This is a genomic window from Clostridium perfringens ATCC 13124 (assembly GCF_000013285.1).
GTDB lineage: Bacteria > Bacillota > Clostridia > Clostridiales > Clostridiaceae > Sarcina > Sarcina perfringens.
Genome location: NC_008261.1, coordinates 1,739,934 through 1,763,096 on the forward strand (window position 1 = coordinate 1,739,934; position 23,163 = coordinate 1,763,096).

A 23,163-nucleotide genomic window follows, 5' to 3' on the forward strand; every position below is an offset into this window, starting at 1 on the left:
TAAACTTATTAAATCTCCTAATATATTTCATAAATATCAGCAAACTCTATTGATATTTTTTCAACCTCTGTTTTATAATCTAAGCTTCCATTTTCGCAAACATCATTCTCCAATTTCACATTAGGTAGTAATATTGAAAATTCACTACCTGATTCATTACTTTCTCTTAAGAAAACTTTTCCTTCATGTAATTCCACTAAGGATTTAACCAAGGATAATCCTATTCCACTTCCTTCTTTATTTCTATTTAAGGATTTATCATTTTGTATAAATCTTTCAAAAATAAATTCTTTCATGTGTGATGGAATTCCTATACCTGTATCCTTAACCCTTATATCTACCCAAGTTTCATCTGCAAAAATACTAACTTCTATTTTTCCACCTGGCTCTGTAAATTTTATGGCATTAGATAATAAATTTAAAATTATTCTCTCAATTTTATCTGGGTCACATCTTATCTCTAATTCCTCACAATTAGTATCAAAGATTATATCTATATTCTTAGATTCTACATAAGGAATTACAGACATAGTTATATCTTCTGTAAGCTTTATTATGTCATAATTAATAAAGTCCATCTTAATAAAACCAGAGTCTATTTTTGTTATATCTATAAGATTATTTACAAGCCTTAACATCCTAAAACAATTTTGTTTTAAAGTTTTTTCATACTTATCATATAAATTAGCAAAGTTTGCCTTATTCTTTTTACTAGTGTTTAAAAGCTGTATGCATGAATATATTATGTTAATAGGAGTTCTAAGCTCATGAGATAAATTTGCAAAAAACTCACTTCTAACCTTGTCATATTGCTTTATTTCTTCAAATTTATTCTTTAATATTTCTATTTCTCTTACATCCTCTATATTTCTAGCAACTCTTACCCATCCTAAGGTATTATTTTTATTATCCTTAATTCTACTAGAAATGGATTCTAATTGAACCAACCCTTTTTTAGATCTTACCTTATCTATTGTTAAAATCTTATCTTCATTAAAATATTTGCTGTCTATTATATTTAAATTAGATTCAACTAATAATAAATCATAATAATTTTTTCCTATTAATTCTTCTTCACTATATCCTAAAACATCTATTACTGCTTTATTTACATAGCTTATTTTTCCTTCAACATCAATTGTAAATATTAAATCTTTTATATTTTCAGTAACTCCTCTAAGCCTTTGCTCCTCTAATTTTAAATTTTTCTCCATTTTGTATTCTTCTGTTATATCATTAATTCTAAGTACATAATAAAGATTTTTTTCTTTTTTTATTCTCTGAAGATTTACTTTTACAACTTCATCCTCTTCATTTAACTTTATTATACCTTTCCATTCCTTAGAATTTCTAAGCACACTTTCTATACAAATTATATTTTTATCATATAAAAATCCTTTAATTTGTTTTTCTAAATCAATATAAGTTTTATTTTCTCTATTTTTAGGTGATATTCTCTTACTTCTACATTTTTCATTTGCATAAAGAACTTTTAAATTGTTACTAAGTACTACAACTTCACTATTACAATCAAATTCTATTAGGTTAAAAAATGCACTTAGTTCTTCTTGCATAAAATTTTTATTTTTTATAACTTGAAGTAAATCAAAAAACATACCAAATACAAAGCTCATAAATGATATAAAATTAAAAAATACAATGTTTATTTTTATAAGATTATTATTAGTTATACTTAAAGAAAGGCCATAAACTAATTTTAATAACATAAGTGAAGCACTTATCATTATTACTAAATAAGTTATTTCTCTAAATTGAAAAATTCTAACTAAACAAAATATTATACAAGATATATATGTTAAAACTATTAAAACTAAAGTTAAATTATATATAAAATTATATGTATATATTCCTATGTTATAATTAACATTTAATATTTGTAATATAATCGTTACCAATATTACAAATACTAAGGTTAATTTTTTATATTTCCTTATAAAAGCATCAAAATTTTCAAGGCATAAAACAGCTAAAAGTAGTAATATCCCTCTAAATAACAAACTAAATAAATTCAAGTCATAAACCTGATTTTCAACTATTTTTCCTGTTAAGACTATAAAAATCATTTCAGTAATAATACTTACATAAACAAGGGATATACCAAAGAACTCTTTTCGTTTAAGTCCTCTATAATATATAAAGCATATAGATAATATCATAATACAAAGAATTATTTGAGTCATTACTATAATTTCTTCAGCAGCATAAACTACACTTACATCCTTAAACAAATCTCTATTTAAGGCACAAATTAAATTTAACCCTTTTATAAAAAATAAACTAAGTAATATTACTGTGACTATTGCTATTCTTTTTAATGTTTTCTCTTTAATACCTAAATTGTTAAAAAGTCCAATTAACATATCTAAATTTTCCCCATTCTTATTTAGCATAGTACTTCTATTATATATTAAATAAATATTTAAAATAAGTAAAAATACCTCTTTTTTCAAAAATTTATTCATTTCTTCATAAAATTACTATATATTATTAATATTGACCTATTTATTTTTAACATCTAAAATGTTATTATAAAAATTTCAACAATTTAATAGGAGGATTAAATGAATAATAAAACAAAAGGTATAATTTTAATAACCATATCAGCACTTAGTTTTGCTCTTATGAGTACATTTGTAAAATTATCCGGTGATTTACCATCAATAGAAAAAAGTTTCTTTAGAAACTTAGTTAGTTGTTTTGTGGCATTTTATTTAGTGAAAAAAGATAATGCCTTACTTTTTGGACACAAGGAAAATAGACTTGCTCTTATAGGACGTTCTGCCTTAGGAACCTTAGGAATTTGGGCTAATTACTATGCAATTGATAGATTAATATTATCAGATGCTACTATTCTTAATAAATTAAGTCCGTTTTTCGTTATTATATTTTCTTATTTATTCCTAAAAGAAAAATTAAAACCAATTCATATAATATGTCTTTTAGCTGCATTCTCTGGAGTTTTATTTATAGTTAGACCTTCTGGGAATTTAGCAAGTAACTTTATTCCTGCTATAATTGGACTTTGTTCAGCAGCCTTTGCTGGAGGTGCTTATACCTTTGTTAGATACTTAGGTGGTAAAGAAAAGGGAGCTACTATTGTTTTCTTCTTTTCTTTCTTCTCAATAGTAACTACTTTTCCTATTATGTTATTTCAATTTGAAACCTTTAGCTTAGAACAATTTGTATTTTTAATTCTTGCAGGGGTTGCCGCTTCTTGTGCTCAATTTGCATTAACAGCTGCCTATAAATATGCTCCAGCAAGAGATATTTCAATTTATGACTATACTCAAGTTATTTTCACAGCCTTAATAGGCTTTGTATTATTTGGAGATATACCAGATAAAATATCCCTAATAGGATATGTCTTAATTTTATTAGCATCTTTTTCTATATTTTTATATAATAAAAAAGAAGCTAGCAAATAAAAAAAAGCTACACTATTTTGTGTAGCTTTTTATCTATTATTTTTAAAATAATCACAGTATTTATTTATCTTACATATATCACATTTAGGCTTTCTAGCTATACAACATCTTCTCCCGTGAAAAATTAAAAGATGATGGGTTAAGGACCATTCTTTTTTAGGTAATTCTTTTTGAAGTTGTTTTTCAGTTTCAAGTACATTATCTGAATGTGCTAAGCCAATTCTATTTGAAACTCTAAATACATGAGTATCTACTGCAATAGATGGAACTCCAAAGGAATTTGATAAAACCACATTGGCAGTTTTTCTTCCAGCCCCAGCTAAAGAAGTTATTCCTTCCATAGTTTTAGGAACTTCTCCACCAAAATTTTCTTTTAATTGATGAACCATCATAATTAAATTTTTAGCTTTATTTCTATAAAGTCCTATTTGCTTTATTCTATCCTCTAGTTCCTCTTGACTTATAGTTAAAAAAGATTCTACATCTGGATAGTCTTTAAAAAGCCCTTTAGTTACCTCATTAACCTTTTTATCCGTAGTCTGTGCTGATAAAATAGTAGCAACTAAAAGTTGAAAGGGAGTTTCATAATTTAGCTCACATTTAGCATCTGGATACTCTTCTTTTAATATTTCTAATACCTCTTTAGTTCTCTTTTTCATAGTATATCCCCCTAATCCTTATATACCCCTCTATAATCTTCTGGTAAAAGATTGGCTATATTTTTCATAAGGTAATTTAAAGCCCTTTCTTCATACTCATGCTTTCCTTCATCTTTTTCTTTTTTTGGAAGGTCAATAGGAGTTCCAAACTTTATGTTAACCTTTGAATGATGAAACTTTTCTGCTCCCATATTTTCATCATTTATTGGCATAAGCTTTTCAGTTCCAGTCATTCCAAAAGGTACTATTTTGGCCTTTGTTAATCTTGCTATAAGTATAATTCCCTTTTTAGCTTCTATCATTTTTGCATTTCTACTTCTTGTTCCTTCTGGGAAAATAACTATATTTTCTCCACCCTTAACAGCCTTAACAATTTTGCTTAGGGATTCTCTGTCTGCTGAATTTGGCTTTATTTTTATATTTTTAACTAATCTTGTACCTATATTAGTTAAAGCCTCATCATTTAGCTTTACTCCAGCAATAAAATATGGATCATATTCTTTTTGTAAAACCTTATCTAAAACTAATCCATCTGCATTACTTAAATGATTTCCTATAAATATAAATGGACCCTCTTCCTTCTTTATTTTATCAAGTCCATAAACATTAAGGTCAGCATATTTATTTAAACATCCACCGATTAACTTTCCTGCTATTGGTTTAAAAATACTATCCGGTAATCTAACTAATATATTAGCTCCTATACGAGTAAACATAACTTTACCTCCTGTATCAAATTTTAACAATATATTATTATACATCATAAAAATTTAAAAGTCTATTTCTAAAATTTTTAAGACTTTCAGAATTTAATTGATAGTTTGATATATCTTCCTTATTAATTAAGACCTTTTTAATCATTATATTCCTTAAAATTGTATTTTTACCTCTCCATCCACAAGAAGTCTTTTTAAAAGTTTCATTAAATTCTTTTTTACTTATTTGATGAAAATCTTCAAAAGAATCCTTTTGCATAAAAGTAAGAGGTTTAAAATCTTCTATATTTGTATAAGTTATTTCCTTATTATATGGACACTCTTTTTGACAGCTATCACATCCAAATATTCTTCCCTTCATAAGTTTTAAATATTTATCTTCTATATCTTTTTTCTGAGTTATATAAGACATACATGAATTAGTATTTTTCATCTTACTTCTATTTAAAACCTTAGTTGGGCAATTTTTATAGCATATCTCACAGGTACCACATTCCTTATGAGTTCTTAATTCCTCTAAAGTTCTTTCTTCTTCACACTGAATTTCTAAATCCGTAATTATTTCTCCTAAAAACACATAGGAACCATACTTTTTAGTGATTAGCATATTGTTTTTACCTATGAATCCTATATTACCTAAGTATGCAATATATCTTTCAGGTAATGAATTACTATCAACTAAAGAAATTGCCCGTCCCCCTAAAGACTCTATATATTCGCTTATCTTCTTAAGGAAATTAGAGACAACATAATGATAGTCCATTCCTCTAGTATAAACTGAAAATCCATTATCAACATAGTCTTCATTATATAAATAAGGAAAAGCAATTGTTATTATGGTCTTCCCGTCTTCCATGTACACATTAGGATTCACTCTTTTCTCTATATCCTGTTCCTCAAACTCATTTTCAAACCCTTTATCTTTTCTTATATTGTACACCTCTTCAAGTTCTGAAAATCTTCTACACTTTACAAATCCCACAGTATCTAATCCTAAAGATTTACAAAACTCTAAAATCTTTTCCTTCAAAAATTATCACCTCAAACTAAAAAAGACTATATTAAATTTTTAGTTAGTAAATGTAAAACATATGGTTTTAATTTTTCTCTAACTAATAAAATTTATATATAGTCTTATTATAAACCAAATAATAAAAATTGGCATATTTATAAATTAATTTTTAATAACTGCTGGAATTCCAACAGCAGTTTTTCCCTTTGGAACATTCTTTAATACTACAGAGTTTGCTCCTATTTTTGCTCCATCGCCTATACTTATAGGCCCTAAAATTTTAGCTCCACATCCAATAATAACATTATTCCCTATAGTTGGATGTCTCTTACCCTTGTCCTTTCCAGTTCCTCCAAGAGTAACTCCATGATATATAGTTACATTATCTCCTATTTCTGCAGTTTCTCCTATTACAACACCCATTCCATGATCTATAAAAAGTCCTTTTCCTATTTTTGCCCCTGGATGAATTTCTATACCTGTAAAAAATCTTCCTAACTGAGAAATTAATCGTGCTAGAAAAAATAATTTTATCTTATATAGTCCATGTGCTATTCTATAAAATATCAAAACATGTATGCTTTGGTAAAGCAATAAAACCTCTAGTTTTGTTCTAGCCGCTGGATCATTTTTCATAACATTTTCTATATCATATTTTAAATTTTTGAACAAAATTTTCACTCCTACAAATTACTCATATAGCCCTGTTGAAAAATATTTTTCTCCTCCATCAGGTGCTATAACTAACACTTTTTTATCTTTTGCTATATTTTCTAAAATATCCTTTGCTCCTTTTAGTGCAGCTCCAGAAGATATACCTACTAAAACCCCTTCTTTATCAGCAAAGTTTTTTGCCATAGTGTATGCATCTTCATTTTTAACCTTTATTATTTCATCAACTACTGATGAGTCATATATCTTTGGTATGAATCCAGCACCTATTCCTTGAATTTTATGAGGACCAGAATTTTCTCCTGATAATACAGCTGAATCACTAGGTTCTACAGCAACTATTTTTATATTAGGATTATATTCCTTTAATTTTCTTCCTACTCCTGTAATAGTTCCTCCAGTTCCTACCCCTGCAATAAATACATCTAAGTCTGGAATATCTCTTATTATTTCTTCCGCAGTAGTTTCATAATGTTTTTTAGCATTAGCTTCATTTAAAAACTGTTGAGGCATGAAATATCCCTTTGTACTAGCTAACCTCTCTGCTTCTTCAATAGCTCCCTTCATTCCTTTGCTTCCTTCAGTTAAAATTATCTCTGCACCATAAGCTTTGATCATATCTCTTCTTTCTTTACTCATTGTCTCTGGCATAGTTATAATAACTTTATACCCTTTAATTTTACCAATCATAGCTATGGCAATTCCTGTATTTCCACTAGTTGGTTCTACTATAACTCCATTTTCTTTTAATAATCCATTTTTTTCAGCTTCTTCTATCATTCCTAAAGCTGCTCTATCTTTTATACTTCCTCCTGGATTAAATTTTTCAAGCTTAACAAATACATTATTCCCTTCAAATAAATTATTTGCTTTTAATATTGGTGTGTTTCCTATTAAACTTAAAAGACTGTTAAAAACCATATAAATTTCCTCCTTAAAAATATAATAAAAAGGCCTTACACTATTTAGAGACGAAGCTTTTTACTCCGTGGTTCCACTCTAATTAGGTAAAGACCTCACTTAATCAAGTACTATAAATACTCTATCACGTTAACGGGTGATACTCGAAAATTTCTACTTATAACTTTTCGAAATTCCTGTTCAAAAGCGCACTTCTTATAAAGCTTTGGTGAAAGATTTCCAGCCCCACTTTCTCTCTGTGACCTATCCTTATAATACTTTACTTTATCACAACATTTATCCGACTATTTTGATACGAATTATATACTTTATTATATTCTTTTATTAAAATTTGTCAACTAATCTGTGTACTTTTTCTTAAATTTTCTTTTTAAGTTGTTAGGAATTAATTCATCAACTATATCGTGAATAAGAACCATACCAACTAATTTTTCTTCATAGTCCACAACAGGAATAGATATTAAATCATACTTTGTTGATTTTTCTATGGCATCCTCTATAGTACTATCTATATTAACACTTATGGAAGATGTGTGCATAATTTCCTTAAGTCTCTTATTTTCTTCATTCATTATTAAATCTCTTAAAGTTACAACTCCATTTAATCTATCTTCTTCATCAGTTATATAAACATAGTACATAACTTCTTCATCTGCATCTAATTCTCTTAAAAGTTCTATAGTCTCTTTTACAGTAAGATCTAAATTAAAAGATATAAAATCCTTGTTCATTATACTACCTACAGATTCATCTGAATATCCCATAAGCTCTTTAACTTCTTCTGCGTCTTCATTTTCTAAGGCAATTAATACTTTTTCTCTTTCTTCCTCATCTAGTTCATCTATAATGTCTGCTATTTCGTCATTTGGAATATTTTCAAAAAGCTCTGCAGTTTTAGAATGGGAAAGTCCCTTTATTATACTACTTTGTACTTCTGGTTCTATTTCTTCTAAGGTATCTGCAGCTAAATCTTCATCTAAGCTATCGAAAACTTTTTTTCTGTTTATGGCATCAAGTTCTTCAAGTATATCTGCTAAGTCAGCTGGATGTAATTTTTGAAGCTTTTTATATGGAATAGCTAACTTTAAGTTATCATTAATCATTTCTAAAGACTCAACATCTTCCCACATAATAACTTTTTCTTGAAACTTTTCTTTAAAAACTTTAGCTAATAATTTTCCTAATCCCTCTAATCCATTACGTCTAAACTTTACTATCTTTCCAGTTTCAACAGCTATTACCCTAAACTCACCTGCTATTTTTACTATTCTTAAATCATCAACCTTAACTACTTTTTTTCCATTTATATCTACTATTTTTCTATCTAATAAATTTTGAGATAAAAGATAGCTATAATTTCTAGGTAATATCTCTCTACTCCCCCTTATTTGTATTTTAAATTTCCCATTATCTTTTTGATAAAAATCTATATTTTTAAACTCATAATCAAATATGACTCCATCTCTCTTTACTTTATATCCTATAATTCTTGGATAACCATCCTCTGTAGTTACATAAACATCCTTTAAAACTCCTAGGACTTCATTGAATTCATCATATATTTTCTTATTGATTATGTTACTGTATAAAAACATTGTTAATTTGTTCATCCAGCTCTCCTCCTTTTTAATTTTAAAAAAATTTTAAAATTAAATTTCATTTTTAAGAAAAGGAGAAGTATATTATAAGTTTAATCTAATCTAGAAAATAACTTCCCTCTTTTCTTATAATATTTAATTTAAAATTGCACCTATCTTCTCGAGGGCTATCTTCCATTTAGTTTCACCACCTATAAATAAAAAATTACATAACTCTCTAATTTATTATATTATATAAACTCTAAAATGCAACGTTTTGTCAATATTTAAATAAAATTATTTCATTTCTCATTTGACTTTATTACTTCATCATGGTAAAGTATTAGTGTAATAAATCGAAAGGAGAAAGATATGAAAAAGTTATTATTTTTATTAATTAGCATAGTAATTTTATCTATTCTTATTTCTGGTTGTTCCTCAAAGAAAATAGAAACTAAAAAGGATAGTAACACAGTGATTATAGGAATAGATGACACTTTCGTTCCTATGGGTTTTAAAAATGAAAAAGGTGACATAGTTGGTTTTGATGTTGATTTATCAAAAGAAGCTTTTAAGCGTATGAATTTAAAAGTTATTTTTCAACCAATAGATTGGTCAATGAAAGAAACTGAACTTACTAATGGAAATATAGATTTGATTTGGAATGGATACACCATGACACATGAAAGAGAAAAAAAAGTTGCATTTACAAATTCATATTTAAAAAATAGACAAGTTATAGTTACCCTTTCTAATTCTAATATAAATACCTTAAATGATCTAAAAGGGAAAACTGTAACTACTCAAGATGGTTCTAGCTCTCTTGACACTCTATTTGAAAGACCAAAACTAACTAAATCCTTTAAAAATGGAGAGCCTGTACTTTTTGATAGCTTTAATGATTGCTTTATGGATTTAGAAGCTGGAAGAAGTGACGCAGTTGTTTGTGATGAAATTCTTGCTCAGTATTATATTTTTAAAAATGACCCTAGTAAATTTCATGTTCTTACTGAAGACTTAGGGGAAGAAAGTTATAGCATAGGACTTAGAAAAAATTCTAATTTAATAGACCATTTAAATAAAACTTTAGAAGATATGAAAGAAGATGGAACTATAGCTAAAATATCTAATAAATGGTTTGGAAAAGATTTAGAGAAATAAGGAGGTATTAACTTTGAATTATATTATTACTTTAATGCCCTCAATAATAGAAGGCTTAAAAAATACATTAGGTGTTTTTATATTAACACTACTTTTATCTATTCCTTTAGGAATAATAGTTGCAATACTTAGATTATCAAATATTAAAATAGTAAACTTTATATCATCTTTATATGTTTTAGTTATGCGTGGAACCCCTTTATTATTACAACTAATATTTATATTTTTTGGACTACCAATAATAGGAGTTAGCATAGATAGATTCCCAGCTGCCATAATAGCATTCACCTTAAATTACGCAGCTTATTTTGGCGAAATATTTAGGTCTGGTATAAAAGATATTGATAGAGGACAATTTGAAGCAAGTAAAATCCTAGGTCTTTCAAAATGGTTTACCTTTAAAAAGATAATTCTTCCTCAATCATTTAAAAAGACTTTGCCTTCAATTGCTAATGAAGTTATTACTTTAGTTAAAGATACATCCTTAGTTTATGTAGTTGGCATAGGTGAACTTTTAAGAGCTGGTAAAATTGCAAGTAACAGAGACGCTTCTCTCCTTCCCTTGTTTTTAATAGGCATAATATATCTACTGTTAATAGGAATTCTAACTAAAATATTTAATAGGTTAGAGAAAAAATATTCATATTATAATTAGGAGGATTAAAAATGATAGAAATAAAAAACTTAGAGAAATCCTTTAAGGGTAATAAAATATTAGAAAACATCTCCTTTACTCTTAAGGAAGGAGAAATATTAACCTTACTAGGCCCCTCTGGAGCTGGTAAAACAACGATACTTAGAATTTTAAATGGACTTGAAACCTGTGACTTTGGAGATATAACCTTAGATTCTTTAAAAATTTGCGAGAAGGGAATATATAAAGATTCCAAAGCACAAAAAGAAATTCACAAAAAAATAGGACTAGTATTTCAAACCTTCAATCTTTTTCCTCATATGAATATTTTAGAAAACTTAATTTTAGCTCCAATGCACACTCTAAACCTTTCCCTAGAAGAGGCTACTAAAAAAGCATTGCAAATTCTTTCTAAACTTTCTTTAGAAGATAAAGCTAGATCTTACCCTTGTGAACTATCAGGTGGGCAAAAACAAAGAGTTGCCATTTCTAGAGCTTTAATGTTAAACCCTAAATATATATGTTTTGATGAACCTACCTCAGCCTTAGACCCATCTTTAACTAAGGATGTTTCAAATATTATAAAATCCTTAGCTAAGGAAAATATTGGAGTATTAATAATAACTCATGATATGGAATTTGCAAAAGAGGTCTCTTCAAGAATTATAAAATTAGATTCTGGAAAAATATTAGAGGATATACCTTCAAAAGAGTTTTGGATCTAATCCACTTAACTTTTTAAATTTTATTTTTACTCTATTATTACCTCAAAAAATAAGGGAATGTATCAAAATTACTTAAGCAAAACTTATAAATAGTATAAAGAGAATTACTAGACTTTGACTTTCACTTAGAATCTAGTAATTCTCAGAATCTGTTTATAAGTTTTATTATTAACTCTTGATACAGTCCCTTATAGAAATTCTATTTTTCTTAAAAGTTAAAACTATATAAAAACCTAAAATACATAATATTAGCTCACTAATTATAGCACCATTTAAAAATCTAACTCCTAATAATTCTAAGGAGTTTTCTATTATTATAAAAGCTAAGGTCACCCCTAAAAATACTATACCTTTTTTATCAGAATGGTTTTCCTTTTTAAAAAGTATTAAAAAGCTTAATATAGCTACTAAAAAAAGAATATATATGGATTTAAGTAAAATTTGTTTTTCCGTTGTAATTACGTAACCATATTCCCAAGACATCTTAAAAAAAGGTTTAAAAATAGTTATTACTCCAATATAAAATCCTGTTAATACCATTGGTGCAAATTTAAAAAACTGAAAATTTATCTTGTCACTTCTAAGTAAAATATAAAAGGCTATTAATGCCATTAAAGGAATATATATTATATCTAAAAAACCTACATATTTAAATAAACTTATATACCTTTGATCACTTACTAAAGCTAATGCTATTAAGGATACGATTCTTATAATTTGCAACAAAAAAGCTATACCTATTATATTTTTTATTTTTTTAGGTGAATACCTATAATTTTCTACTAAATTACTTATAGTAATGAAAATTATAAGAAACAATACTGTGTAATAAATAAATGTTTGATTCATAATTCCTCCTAATTTATTTCTCACCTATCTTGTTTACATATTAAATCTCATTACTATAAGTTATTATTTATATTACTTATTTATTCCTAAAACTTGTATTCCATCTTTAATACATTGAACTCTTAATGGGAAATCTGGCCCTCTCTCTCCATCTATATCTGTAACTATTTCCTCATCAGATTCTATAAGAAGCTCATCTGTTCTTATATACTCAATTCTAGAATCTTCTAAGTGTTCTCCCTTTAATACCTTTATAAACATAGGTATTAATTCTGGAATATGACAAGCCTTAAATATAACTATATCTAAAAGTCCATCCTGAACCTTAGCCTTAGTTGCTAATTTAAAGTTTCCTGCTGTTTGACCATTAAACACAAGCATTAAATATATAGGCTCATTAAACACCTTGCCATTAGCAGTTATTTTAACATCTAGTTTTCTAAAGTTAGGCAATTCTTCTAAACCTTTTAAATAATATGCTAATTTACCTATTGTATTTTTTAAATTTGTATCTGTTTTTTGAGATACATCAGTAAATAATCCTGTAGATAATACATTTACAAAGTAATTATCATTTACCTTACCTAGGTCTACTCCAACTGCATAAGAATCTAATATTTGCTCAACACATGCACCTGCATCTTGAGGCATACCTAAATGTTTTGCAAAGTCATTTGCTGTTCCCACTGGAATAATTCCTATTGGAATTTCTATTCCTCTTTTTTTCATAGCATTTACAACAGTGTCTATAGTTCCATCTCCACCTGCAATAAGTATGTATTCATAAGTAGAATCTACTATATCTAGAGCATTTATTACATCTACTCCCCTTTGAATTCTATAGGGAACTATAGTATATCCCTTATCCTGATGCATAGTGATTATTTTATCAAGTTCCTTTAAAATAGCATTCTCTCCCGAATATGGGTTATATATAAATCTTACTTTCTTCAATGTCTTACCCTCCACTTTTAATTACTTACTATAAATAAATTAAATTGATATTTCTTTCAATTAATGGTATCATTTTTAATATATTATACAAACCCTACAATATTATAAAATTATATCATTTGTTAATCCTATTGTCGATAATGCTGTATAAGTAATTACATTTTGACTTATACTAAAAATTATGCAATAATATCTATGTTTTAACTTTTTATTCACAATTAGTCCAAAGTTATTTTGTTCTAAGATATATTTAATTTTGGGATTTACATTAATATAATTTTATTATTGTTAATATTTTTATTAGGAGTGATTATATGAGAAAAAGTAGTATACCAAATATATTTACTTTTATAAACCTATCTTTTGGTATATTATCATTATTAGCAACATTTAAATCAGAGTATTTATTAGCAGCAATATTTATACTTCTTGCTGGATTAGTTGATAGATATGACGGAAGAGTTGCTCGTTATTTAAATGTTTCTAGTGATCTTGGTAAGGAACTAGATTCTTTAGCGGATTTAGTATCATTTGGTGTGGCACCATCAGTATTAACTTTTGTATTTTATAATTTTGAATCTTTAGGTCCTATGGGAATTATAGGTTATGCATTATTACTTTGCTTCCCTATTTGTGGAGCTTTCAGATTAGCTAGATACAATGCAACTGAATTTGACGGTGTATTTAGAGGAGTACCTATAACTATTGCTGGAGCTGTTGTTGCTTTATTTATTTTATTATCAATAAAGTTTACTTTAAATATTTTATTCCCAGTAGTAATTTTAGTTGTATTCTCTTACTTAATGGTTAGTAATTTACAATTAAAGAAATTTTAACAAAAAATCCTATTAAAGAATTTTCTTTAATAGGATTTTTTATTATTTATTCTTCTTCCTCTCTATTAGAGTTTTCAAAAAGTAAGTCCTGCTCTACTTCAGTTTGTATTATATCCTTTGAAGCCTTTTCCATTATAAATTTAGATTTAAGTTTTATATACTTAATATAAGCTTCTTCATTATCCTTAATGACCTCTAAAATAGAATCTATTATCTTTCCCATTTCATCAACTCTATCTAAGGCATCATCTAAATCTCTCTTTCTAACTTTGGATATATTATTTAATTCTCCAGCAGCTCCAACTAAAAGTCTATAGGTATTAGCATAACTACTTAAAACAACACTTAAATTATTAACTTCTTTAAAATGTTTTCTAAAAATCTCGATTTGTCCCATTTAAAATTCTCCTCTTTAATACTAACATTCATTTAAAAGTCTAAAGTATCCTTGAGGGAATCTACATAGAGGACAATTCATTGGAGCTTCTTTTCCTTCATGGATATATCCACAATTTGTACATACCCATTTCACAGGTTCTTTTGATGAATATAAACTTTTTGATTTAACCTTATCATAAAAGTCCATATATCTTTCATTATGAGATTCCTCTACCTCTCTAAGTTCCTTAAAAAAGTCTGCTATTTCCTCATAGCCTTCACTACGTGCTGTTTCTTCAAACTCTTTATATATTTCTTTAAATTCATCACTTTCCCCCATAGCTGCTACCATAAGGTTATCTAGTATGTCTCCTACATTACCTAAAAATCTTCTAAAAACTTCTCTAGCATGAGCATATTCATTCTTAGCAGTTTCATCAAAGATATCTGCTATCCAATGTTGTTCTTCCTCTCTTGCCTCTTCAGCAAATAAATTATATTTTGTTCGAGCACGACATTCTCCTGCAAAGGTTTTGTAAAGATTTTTTTCAGTTTGAGATCCTTTTAAACTTTTCATATTAACTCCATATTTTATATTATTTATATTCTATAATATGAAAGTTTTTTCCTATTCATCACACATAAATAATATATCTGACCCATCTTTACCCTTACTACTTAAATTTACCTTTCTTCCCCATAAAATATTTATATACTTTAAGGTTTTCTTTGCATAATTAGCTTCTAATTCTCTTCCATCAAAAACATGCTCTAAATTTAAAGTCATATCTTTTTTATTTAGCTCTCTAACTCTAATATGTGGAATAGAGCTTACACCGCATTCATCTGCAATAAGATTCCTAATACTCTTCCATCCTAAATCATCAGAAACTTCCTCTACAACATAATCAAATCCCTTTTTAACATACTGGAATAAATTAAGCTCCTCACAAAGCTCCCTAGTTAAATATTTTCTTATAAAGGAATTATCTCTTTCTAATGCTCTTACTTCAAAGATCTTTTCTCTGCCATACCTTTTTTCTATATCCTGAAAAATTCTAAAACCTATATAATAAGGGTTAAGTCCATAAGAAACAGGAGCCACAACATCATTATGTCTTTTTAAAAACTCTAAATGAAGTCCCTGTGGTAAATTTAACTTTTTCAAAATATTATAATGCCAATAACTTGCCCAGCCTTCATTCATTATCTTAGTCTCTATTTGTGGTAAAAAGTATAAGCTTTCTCTTCTAACTATTTTTAGAATATTTTTTTCCCACTCTTCTAAATTACTATAGTCTATTATAAACTGAATAATATCATCATCTGGATTAAGTGGAATTTTACTTATATCAGGAGGAAGTATTTCTTCCATAGAGTCTAAAATACCTCTATTTTCTTTTTTCTTATTAAATATCTCTAATACTCTTTTTCTCTGCTCATCTTGCGACTCCCTCTTTTCACCTATAACCCTTGGCACTTGATATCTTATGGAATGAGCAGAATCTAATATTCTTTCAACTTGGCTATAACCTATACTTGGATCATTTATATATCCTCTTATAGTATCTGCATCTAGCTTAAACATTTCTAAAGCATTATTTGCATCTGTTCCTTCTTTAAACAATCTATTATTTTTAAAGAAATCATTATGACCATATACATGAGCCATAGTTAATATTTGAAGCAATAAAGTGTTATCCTTCATTAAATAAGCTAGGCAAGGATTAGAATTTATAACCATCTCATATGGTAATCCTGTCATATTTAATGAATATAAGGTTTTATTCTTTTCATAAGCCTTACCATAACTCCAATGTGGATATTTAGAAGGCATTCCTACATATGCTTCATAACTTAGCATTTCATTATAGCCTATAATTTCATATTCCTGAGGATAATAATCTAGTCCTTCACTCTTTGCTATTTCTTCTATCTTATTGTTCCATCCTTCTAAATCTTTTAAATTATAATCCATATTTAAAGCCCCTTATCTTAAAACTCTCATTCCTTATTCTTTTCCTGTAGTTCTTCAGATAGCATATATTTTATAGCATTCCACAGATCCTTCTTTTCCTTTACAGTTACAGAGACAAAATTTTTCTTACTTATTTCTTTTTTAAATCTGTAGAACATTGTAGTGGAATAAGTGGATGGTAAAAGCTCTATATATCCAAACATATTACTTAAATCTGAAATTTCATTTACAGCTTCCATAGCCTTTTCATTATCCTCACTCCAGTTATCGCCGTCTGAAGCATAGAAAGGATATATATTCCAAACGCCTGGGTTATACTTTTCTTTTATTAAATCTATGGCAGCATTTATTCCCGAAGATATATACGTTCCTCCAGATTCCCCTTTGTGGAAAAACTCATATTCATTAACATTCTTAGCTGTAGTAGTATGAGATATGAATTCAAAGGCTACATTATTATATTTTCTCCTTATAAACCTAGATAAAACAAAGAAAAATGATCTAGCTAAATATTTTTTAGTGTTATCCATAGAACCTGAAACGTCCATTATAAAAATCATTACAGCATTGCTTTCTTTTTTAGGATGTTTTTTCACTTTATAATATCTTAAGTCATCTTCTCTAAAAGGAAATCTTCCTATTTCCGCTTCTTCTCCTATTTCACGCAATGCTCTTTTTTTTCCTTGTTTTCTAGCTATTTTACACATAACAGTTTTTTTCTTTGCAAGCCTTGGCCTTACACCATATTTTTGATATCCTCTTTTTTTAGCTGCACTTTCAACTATTATTTCAGAGTACTTCTTCCTATCTAAGTTAGGTAAATCAAGATCCTCAACTATATAATCCATAAGTTCCTCTAAGGTTATCTCAGTTTCATATATATCCTTTCCCTCCTGATTTCCTGCTTTATTATTAGAAATAGCTTTTCTCTTATCACTAGAAATTCTATCCCCTCGTCTTTCTTCTCCAGTACCTGTTGTGACCCCTTTATTATTTGCACCATAAATAAATTGATATTCCTTTATTCCTCTAATAGGAATTTTATATTTTTTATTTTTAGTCTCTCCAATTATGCTCTCCTCTGAAAGTATATCTCCTAAATTTTCTTTAATAGATTTTTCTACTAACTGCCTGTGACGTCTTCTATCCTCTATAGATCTATCATGTTCTACATGGTTTTCTGCTTGATCTCTAAATATGGCCATATTTTAATCCTTCCATAGGTTATTAGCTGCATATTTTAATATTACATCGCAGCAATGTGGACAATAACCATTTTTCTCCATTTGATTTACCATTGAATTATACTTTCTATCTTGATCTTTATCTCTTACTCTAGATTTAGTTATTATTCTTGATAAATCCTTAACTGAAGCTGTTAGTTTCTTTTCAATAGCTTCTTTTAGTGGTTCATAAGATCTATAGTCCATTTTTCCGCCACTTCTAACTATATAGAACATATATGATGTTACATCTGCCCTAAATCCCTTGGAAGAAGATTCTGATATTCCTATTTGTTCCTCTATGCTTCTCATAAATTCTTCATCTGGCTCTAACTCTTCACTAGTTGAAGAATCCTTAAGTTTTGTTTTATTTACATAAGCCTCTGCATTATCTATATAATTATTAAATAAACTTTCTGCTTGCTCCTTAAAAGAGTGAATAAATGCCTTTGTAATTTCTTTTTCAAGAATCTTATTATATTCTTTTCTTATGGTATCTTGAATATATCCTAAATATTTCTTCTTATCCTCTTGAGATATATCCATATCCTTAACAGATTTTATTATACTTTCCATAACGCTTAATGGATTTATACACTTATGCTCTGCATTTGATAGAGCATTATCTATTGCCTTTATAATAAATCTTGTTGAAATTCCCTTCATGCCTTCCATGGTTCCAGCTTCTTCTTTTAACTCTAAAACATCAATTCTCTTAGTTGTTCCCTTTTCAACAATTTCCTCTCCATTATAAAGTTTAAGTTTAGTAATTGGATCAACTTTCATAGAAGGAAGTAATCTTGTTAATATAGCAAACATTGAAGCAATTTCCATAGTATGAGGAGCTATATGAGCATCAAAATTAGATTTCTTTAATATTTTTTCATAAATTTTAATTTCTTCACTAAGCTCTAAACAATATGGAACTTCAATTTTTACTATTCTATCTAAGATTGCTTCATTAGTATGATCTGATTTAAATTTATTCCACTCAGCTTCATTAGAGTGAGCTATTATAAGTCCATCAAAATAAATCATTGATCCCTTACCTGGTGAAGGAATAGATTTTTCTTGAGTTGCAGTTATTATGGTGTGTAAATATTCCACATCATTTTTAAATACTTCAATAAATTCAACTAACCCTCTATTACCAACATTAAATGCACCGTTTAATGAGAATATTCTTGGATCATCCTCTGGATACATGTCCATTTTAGAAATATCAATAGATCCTGTTAAAATTGAGGTATCTTGGTTATTAGGATCTACTGGAGGTACAACTCCAATTCCTTTTCTAGAACGAATTGAAAAATTCTTTGTTGAAACTGGAAACTTTTCATATTCTCCACCAAATTCATTTAATAATCTATACTTACAAACTGGACATAAATCTCCTTCAATCTCAACACCTAACATATCCCCAAATTCTTTTCTTAAATGTTTAGGTATTAAATGCAGTGGCTCTTCATGCATAGGACATCCATCTAAAACATATACTGGCGGTGCTGTTTCTAAAACTCTTTTAATTGATTCTACTAAAGAGGATTTACCAGCTCCTACAGGTCCTACTAAGTATAATACTTGTCTTGCTTCTTCTCCCCTCATTGAAGCTGAATGAAAATAATTCATTAATTTCATCACAACTGTATCAATTCCATAAAAATCTTCTTTAAAAAAGTTATATCTCTTTATTTTTTCATTACCATATATCTTTTTAATTTTTGCATTTTCCTCAGGTCTTAATATTTCAAAGCCCTTATCCATAATAAGATCATAAATCCTTTTATGAGAAAGTTTTGCAACATCAGGATTATTTTTTACAATTTCTAAATAATCAAGAAATGTTCCCTTAAACTTCTGCTTATTATGTTTTTCCCTATCGCTTTTTATAAACTCTTTAAAATCCATTGTAATCCCTCCTTTACCCTAAATATATTCCTTATCTATTATGTTCTATGACAAAATATCCTTATAAAACAAAAAAGAAATTAGTAAAACTAATTTCTTTTTCCATACTTTTCATAATCTCTTAAAGTTGTAAGAATAAAAGGGCCATACTTTGTTATTTTCTGCTCTCCAAAACCCCTAATATTTTTTAAATCCTCTTTACTTTTAGGATTTTTATTTATTATCTCCATAATCATTGAATCTGTAAAAACTATGTATGGTTTTACTCCTTCTCTTCTTGATATATCTTTTCTTAAAATACGAAGCTTCTTGAAAAGTTCTAAATCCATGCACATGCTTTCTTCATTATTATTAACCTCTAAAAGTACCTTTTCTTCTCCCTTTAATATTCCTATAGATTTTCTATTTAACTTTAGCATAGAATATGTTCCTTCTTTTCTCTCTAAAGCCTTAATAGATAAAAGCTCCTTTATTATGTCCTTTATATACTTACTTGTATATTCTTTCATTATTCCAAAGGTTGAAAGCTCATATAGCTTATATTTTTCAATCTTTGGCCCATGAATCCCCCTTAAAATATCTATTAAAACACTTTCTCCAAAGGCTTCCTTTGTTCTATATATACATGATAATATTTTTTGTGCCTCTAATGTCATATCTATTAAATCACTATTTTTTAAGCAGTTAGTACAATTATTGCAATACTTTATGGAATTTTCCTCTCCAAAATAATCTAAAATATATTTTCTAAGACACTTATCATAATTACAAAACTCTATTATTTTTTCTAGTTTTTTAAGTTCTATAGTTCTTCTAGATATTTCTGTAGTTGAACTTATCAAATAATCCATAACCCTTATATCTTGCTCTGAATAAAGGAGATAACACTTAGCTAAGCTTCCATCTCTTCCTCCACGGCCTATTTCTTGATAATAATTTTCTATACTTTTTGGAAATGTTGAATGTATTATAAACTTAACATCAGGCTTATCAATTCCCATACCAAAAGCATTTGTGGCAATCATAACCTTAAAATTATCATTTAAAAACTCTTCTTGGTAATAATTTTTTTCCTTATCTTTTAAGGATCCATGATATTTCCCTACACTTTTCCCTCTATAAAGCATATGTTTATAAAGTTCTTCAACTTCATTTTTAGTTGAGCAATAAATTATTCCTGACTCTTCCTCATGTTCACTTATAATTTCACTTATAATTTCTAATTTATCAACTTCTTTTAATACATTTATCTCCAAATTATCTCTACTAAAGCTACCCTTATAAATAAAGGGATTATAAAGACCTAAAAGTTCAATGGAATCCTTCATAACTATCTCTGTAGCCGTAGCTGTAAAGGCTGTAATAATTGGTCTTTTCTTTAAATTACAAATAAATGGTTTTATCTTGCTATAACTTTTTCTAAAGTCATGGCCCCACATTGATACGCAGTGAGCTTCATCAACTACAATTTGTGCAATATTAGCTTTTTCTATATTATCTAAAAAATATCTATTTTCTAATCTCTCAGGTGATACATAAAGAAGCTTAAATTCTCCTTTTATGAATTTCCTAATTATATTTTTAACCTCTTCAAAGTCATTTCCTCCACTTATATAAGCAGCATTAATTCCTAAGGAATTTAAGTTATCAACTTGATCCTTCATAAGAGATATTAAGGGAGAAATAACAAGTGTTGTTCCTTTAAAAATATAAGCAGGTATTTCATAACATAAAGATTTTCCTCCTCCAGTAGGTAATATACAAAATACATCCTTTCCATTTAAAATCTTATCTATTACCTCCTGTTGCCCTTTTCTAAAGTCCCTATATCCAAAAATATTATTTAATACCTCAAACTCTCTTCTCATATCCTTCTCCTAAAATCACTACTTATCTAACTTATATAAAATTAAGACCACATCTAAACTAAGCATATGTAAAATAAAATTTATACCTATTTAAAATTAAGGTTTAGTTAAAATAGTCCTTAAATTATAAATATTATACTATAAAATAAACTCTAAATAAAAAAGAGATTCTATAACTTAAGAACCTCTTTTTGATTATTTCATATTTTAAGTTTAATATTCAAAAATTTTTATTTACTAAGAATATTTAAAAATTCCTTACTTTTTTCTCTTATATTATCACTATTTAACAAAGCAGATATGACAGCTACCCCATCTAGATTTTCTAAAATATCCTTATTTAAGTTATAAGGAGTTATACCTCCAATTCCATAAAGTGGAATATTAGAAACAGATTTTATCTCTCTTAAGGTTTCTAAGGTCATTAATGTTGCATCATCTTTACTATTAGTTGAAAATAAAGCTCCAACACCTAAGTTATCTGCTCCCTCTTTTATAGCTTTTAAAGCTTCCTCTTTATTATGAACAGTAACACCTATAACTGCATCCTTTGGCATTATTTCTCTTGCTATGAAAACTTCCATATCATCTTGTCCTATATGAACTCCATTAGCTTTTACTGCTAAGGCTACATCTATTCTATCATTTACTAAGAATAATGCTCCAAACTCATCACAAAGCTTTTTTAACTCCTTAGCTTCCTTACACATTTCTTTAGTTTTTTTATTCTTTGCTCTATATTGAACAATGGATACCCCTCCAATTAAAGCTTCCTTTGTTTTTTCTAAAAGCTCATTAAAGGGAATTCTATAGTCTGTTACTAAATATAATTTTTTGTAATCTTTATTAATCATAAATAACCTTCTCCCTTTCCTTTATTGTTTCATCATTAATAATTGAAAGTTCATCTAAAAGATTATGCTTAAATGTCATTAACCCTTCTTTTTCTCTTAATCTTTCCTCAGCTAATTCTCCACATATTCCCCATGTAGATACTGCTTTAACCACTTCTTTAAATCTTAAATCTTTATGGTCATAAAAACTTAAAGCTAGTGTTAATAAAGCTCCTAACATACATCCAGTACCTGTAATTTTACTCATTTTATAAGTTCCATTTTTAACACTTGCACTTTCTTCTCCATTAGTTATAAAATCAACCACTCCAGAAACAACTACTATAAGATTTCTTTCTCTTGCATATTCCTTTATCTTATTTTTTGTATTTTCACTTAAAGAATCATCAAAGGAATCTATCCCAATTGAATTTGAAGTTTCACCTATAAGGGTTTTTATTTCAGCTAAATTACCCTTTATAAGTGAAGGCTCTCCCTCTAGTATTAATTTTTTAGCAAAATCTTTTCTAAGTTTTGATGCTTGTACACCTACTGGATCTAAAACAGAGGGAATTCCTTTTTCCTTTGCTATTTTCATAGAAATCATTGATGACTCCATTTGGTAAGGCTCTAAAGTTCCTATATTAACTAATAATCCATTAGCCATTTTTGTTATCTCTTTTAATTCATCATGATGGGTAGCCATAAGAGGCAAGCCTCCATAATTAATGGTTACTTGTGCTAAATCATTAACTGTAACATAATTAGTTATCATATGTATTAAAGGATTTTCTCTTTTTAAAACTTCCATTT

Annotated in this window: 22 protein-coding genes and 1 other annotated feature; of the genes, 5 read left to right on the forward strand and 17 right to left on the reverse strand. The window is 27.7% G+C overall.

What is annotated here, in order from left to right:
• Positions 1–17: 17 nt before the first annotated feature.
• Complete coding sequence (locus tag CPF_RS07405) at positions 18–2,483, reverse strand: PAS domain-containing sensor histidine kinase (protein WP_025647990.1); 2,466 nt, start codon at positions 2,481–2,483, stop codon at positions 18–20.
• Between the two features lie 99 nt (positions 2,484–2,582).
• Between CPF_RS07405 and CPF_RS07410 the strand changes: the two genes are divergently transcribed.
• The gene (locus tag CPF_RS07410) at positions 2,583–3,446 is read left to right on the forward strand and encodes a DMT family transporter (RefSeq protein ID WP_011590751.1); all 864 of its coding nucleotides are present in this window, start codon (positions 2,583–2,585) and stop codon (positions 3,444–3,446) included.
• Positions 3,447–3,475: 29 nt separating this feature from the next.
• On the opposite strand, the gene nth is transcribed toward CPF_RS07410, so the two are convergent.
• The 6 genes from nth to CPF_RS07440 all read right to left on the reverse strand — a co-directional run bounded on the left by nth (position 3,476) and on the right by CPF_RS07440 (position 9,036).
• Positions 3,476–4,105 carry an endonuclease III gene (nth, locus tag CPF_RS07415; protein WP_011590752.1) on the reverse strand — a complete coding sequence of 210 codons (630 nt, stop codon included), beginning with the start codon at positions 4,103–4,105 and terminating at the stop codon, positions 3,476–3,478.
• Positions 4,106–4,116: 11 nt separating this feature from the next.
• The gene (locus CPF_RS07420; RefSeq protein ID WP_003477926.1) at positions 4,117–4,821 is read right to left on the reverse strand and encodes a lysophospholipid acyltransferase family protein; all 705 of its coding nucleotides are present in this window, start codon (positions 4,819–4,821) and stop codon (positions 4,117–4,119) included.
• A 37-nt stretch (positions 4,822–4,858) separates the two neighbouring features.
• Positions 4,859–5,851, reverse strand: a complete 993-nt coding sequence (queG, locus tag CPF_RS07425) for a tRNA epoxyqueuosine(34) reductase QueG (protein WP_011010387.1) — start codon at positions 5,849–5,851, stop codon at positions 4,859–4,861.
• Between the two features lie 144 nt (positions 5,852–5,995).
• Positions 5,996–6,505 carry a serine O-acetyltransferase EpsC gene (epsC, locus tag CPF_RS07430; RefSeq protein ID WP_003450775.1) on the reverse strand — a complete coding sequence of 170 codons (510 nt, stop codon included), beginning with the start codon at positions 6,503–6,505 and terminating at the stop codon, positions 5,996–5,998.
• Positions 6,506–6,523: 18 nt separating this feature from the next.
• Complete coding sequence (cysK, locus tag CPF_RS07435) at positions 6,524–7,426, reverse strand: cysteine synthase A (RefSeq protein WP_011010388.1); 903 nt, start codon at positions 7,424–7,426, stop codon at positions 6,524–6,526.
• Between the two features lie 43 nt (positions 7,427–7,469).
• Positions 7,470–7,706: a binding site (T-box leader), on the reverse strand.
• Between the two features lie 58 nt (positions 7,707–7,764).
• Positions 7,765–9,036, reverse strand: a complete 1,272-nt coding sequence (locus tag CPF_RS07440) for a magnesium transporter (RefSeq protein ID WP_003477931.1) — start codon at positions 9,034–9,036, stop codon at positions 7,765–7,767.
• 339 nt (positions 9,037–9,375) lie between these two features.
• Here CPF_RS07440 and CPF_RS07445 point away from each other — a divergent pair, with 339 nt between their 5' ends.
• The 3 genes from CPF_RS07445 to CPF_RS07455 are packed head-to-tail and all read left to right on the forward strand — an operon-like array spanning position 9,376 to position 11,523.
• Positions 9,376–10,164, forward strand: coding sequence for an amino acid ABC transporter substrate-binding protein (locus tag CPF_RS07445; protein WP_011590753.1), 789 nt, complete (start codon positions 9,376–9,378; stop codon positions 10,162–10,164).
• Between the two features lie 13 nt (positions 10,165–10,177).
• The gene (locus tag CPF_RS07450; protein WP_003481390.1) at positions 10,178–10,819 is read left to right on the forward strand and encodes an amino acid ABC transporter permease; all 642 of its coding nucleotides are present in this window, start codon (positions 10,178–10,180) and stop codon (positions 10,817–10,819) included.
• An 11-nt stretch (positions 10,820–10,830) separates the two neighbouring features.
• Positions 10,831–11,523, forward strand: a complete 693-nt coding sequence (locus CPF_RS07455; RefSeq protein WP_011590754.1) for an amino acid ABC transporter ATP-binding protein — start codon at positions 10,831–10,833, stop codon at positions 11,521–11,523.
• Between the two features lie 168 nt (positions 11,524–11,691).
• Here CPF_RS07455 and CPF_RS07460 read toward each other — a convergent pair whose 3' ends face one another.
• Both CPF_RS07460 and CPF_RS07465 read right to left on the reverse strand, forming a co-directional pair.
• Positions 11,692–12,372: a hypothetical protein gene (locus CPF_RS07460; RefSeq protein WP_011590755.1), complete on the reverse strand. Its 681-nt coding sequence runs from the start codon at positions 12,370–12,372 to the stop codon at positions 11,692–11,694.
• Between the two features lie 72 nt (positions 12,373–12,444).
• Positions 12,445–13,326 (reverse strand): YegS/Rv2252/BmrU family lipid kinase, encoded by an 882-nt coding sequence (locus CPF_RS07465; protein ID WP_003460604.1) that lies wholly within the window; start codon positions 13,324–13,326, stop codon positions 12,445–12,447.
• Positions 13,327–13,640: 314 nt separating this feature from the next.
• Between CPF_RS07465 and pssA the strand changes: the two genes are divergently transcribed.
• Positions 13,641–14,162: a CDP-diacylglycerol--serine O-phosphatidyltransferase gene (pssA, locus tag CPF_RS07470; protein WP_003453570.1), complete on the forward strand. Its 522-nt coding sequence runs from the start codon at positions 13,641–13,643 to the stop codon at positions 14,160–14,162.
• Between the two features lie 46 nt (positions 14,163–14,208).
• Here the strand turns inward: pssA and CPF_RS07475 are convergent, their stop codons facing one another.
• The 8 genes from CPF_RS07475 to thiM all read right to left on the reverse strand — a co-directional run bounded on the left by CPF_RS07475 (position 14,209) and on the right by thiM (position 23,161).
• Complete coding sequence (locus tag CPF_RS07475) at positions 14,209–14,559, reverse strand: hypothetical protein (RefSeq protein ID WP_003453576.1); 351 nt, start codon at positions 14,557–14,559, stop codon at positions 14,209–14,211.
• Between the two features lie 21 nt (positions 14,560–14,580).
• Positions 14,581–15,117: a rubrerythrin family protein gene (locus CPF_RS07480; protein ID WP_003460610.1), complete on the reverse strand. Its 537-nt coding sequence runs from the start codon at positions 15,115–15,117 to the stop codon at positions 14,581–14,583.
• A gap of 51 nt (positions 15,118–15,168) precedes the next feature.
• The gene (locus CPF_RS07485) at positions 15,169–16,518 is read right to left on the reverse strand and encodes a SpoVR family protein (protein ID WP_003460596.1); all 1,350 of its coding nucleotides are present in this window, start codon (positions 16,516–16,518) and stop codon (positions 15,169–15,171) included.
• Positions 16,519–16,544: 26 nt separating this feature from the next.
• Positions 16,545–17,723, reverse strand: a complete 1,179-nt coding sequence (gene yhbH / locus CPF_RS07490) for a sporulation protein YhbH (protein ID WP_003460597.1) — start codon at positions 17,721–17,723, stop codon at positions 16,545–16,547.
• Between the two features lie 3 nt (positions 17,724–17,726).
• On the reverse strand, positions 17,727–19,649 hold the full coding sequence (locus tag CPF_RS07495; RefSeq protein ID WP_003460607.1) for a PrkA family serine protein kinase: 1,923 nt from the start codon (positions 19,647–19,649) through the stop codon (positions 17,727–17,729).
• A gap of 89 nt (positions 19,650–19,738) precedes the next feature.
• Positions 19,739–21,517 (reverse strand): DNA helicase RecQ, encoded by a 1,779-nt coding sequence (recQ, locus tag CPF_RS07500; protein ID WP_011590757.1) that lies wholly within the window; start codon positions 21,515–21,517, stop codon positions 19,739–19,741.
• 230 nt (positions 21,518–21,747) lie between these two features.
• Complete coding sequence (gene thiE / locus CPF_RS07505; protein ID WP_003460600.1) at positions 21,748–22,371, reverse strand: thiamine phosphate synthase; 624 nt, start codon at positions 22,369–22,371, stop codon at positions 21,748–21,750.
• Positions 22,364–23,161: a hydroxyethylthiazole kinase gene (gene thiM / locus CPF_RS07510; RefSeq protein WP_003460606.1), complete on the reverse strand. Its 798-nt coding sequence runs from the start codon at positions 23,159–23,161 to the stop codon at positions 22,364–22,366. The genes thiE and thiM overlap by 8 nt, the downstream gene beginning before the upstream one ends.
• Between the last annotated feature and the right edge of the window lie 2 nt (positions 23,162–23,163).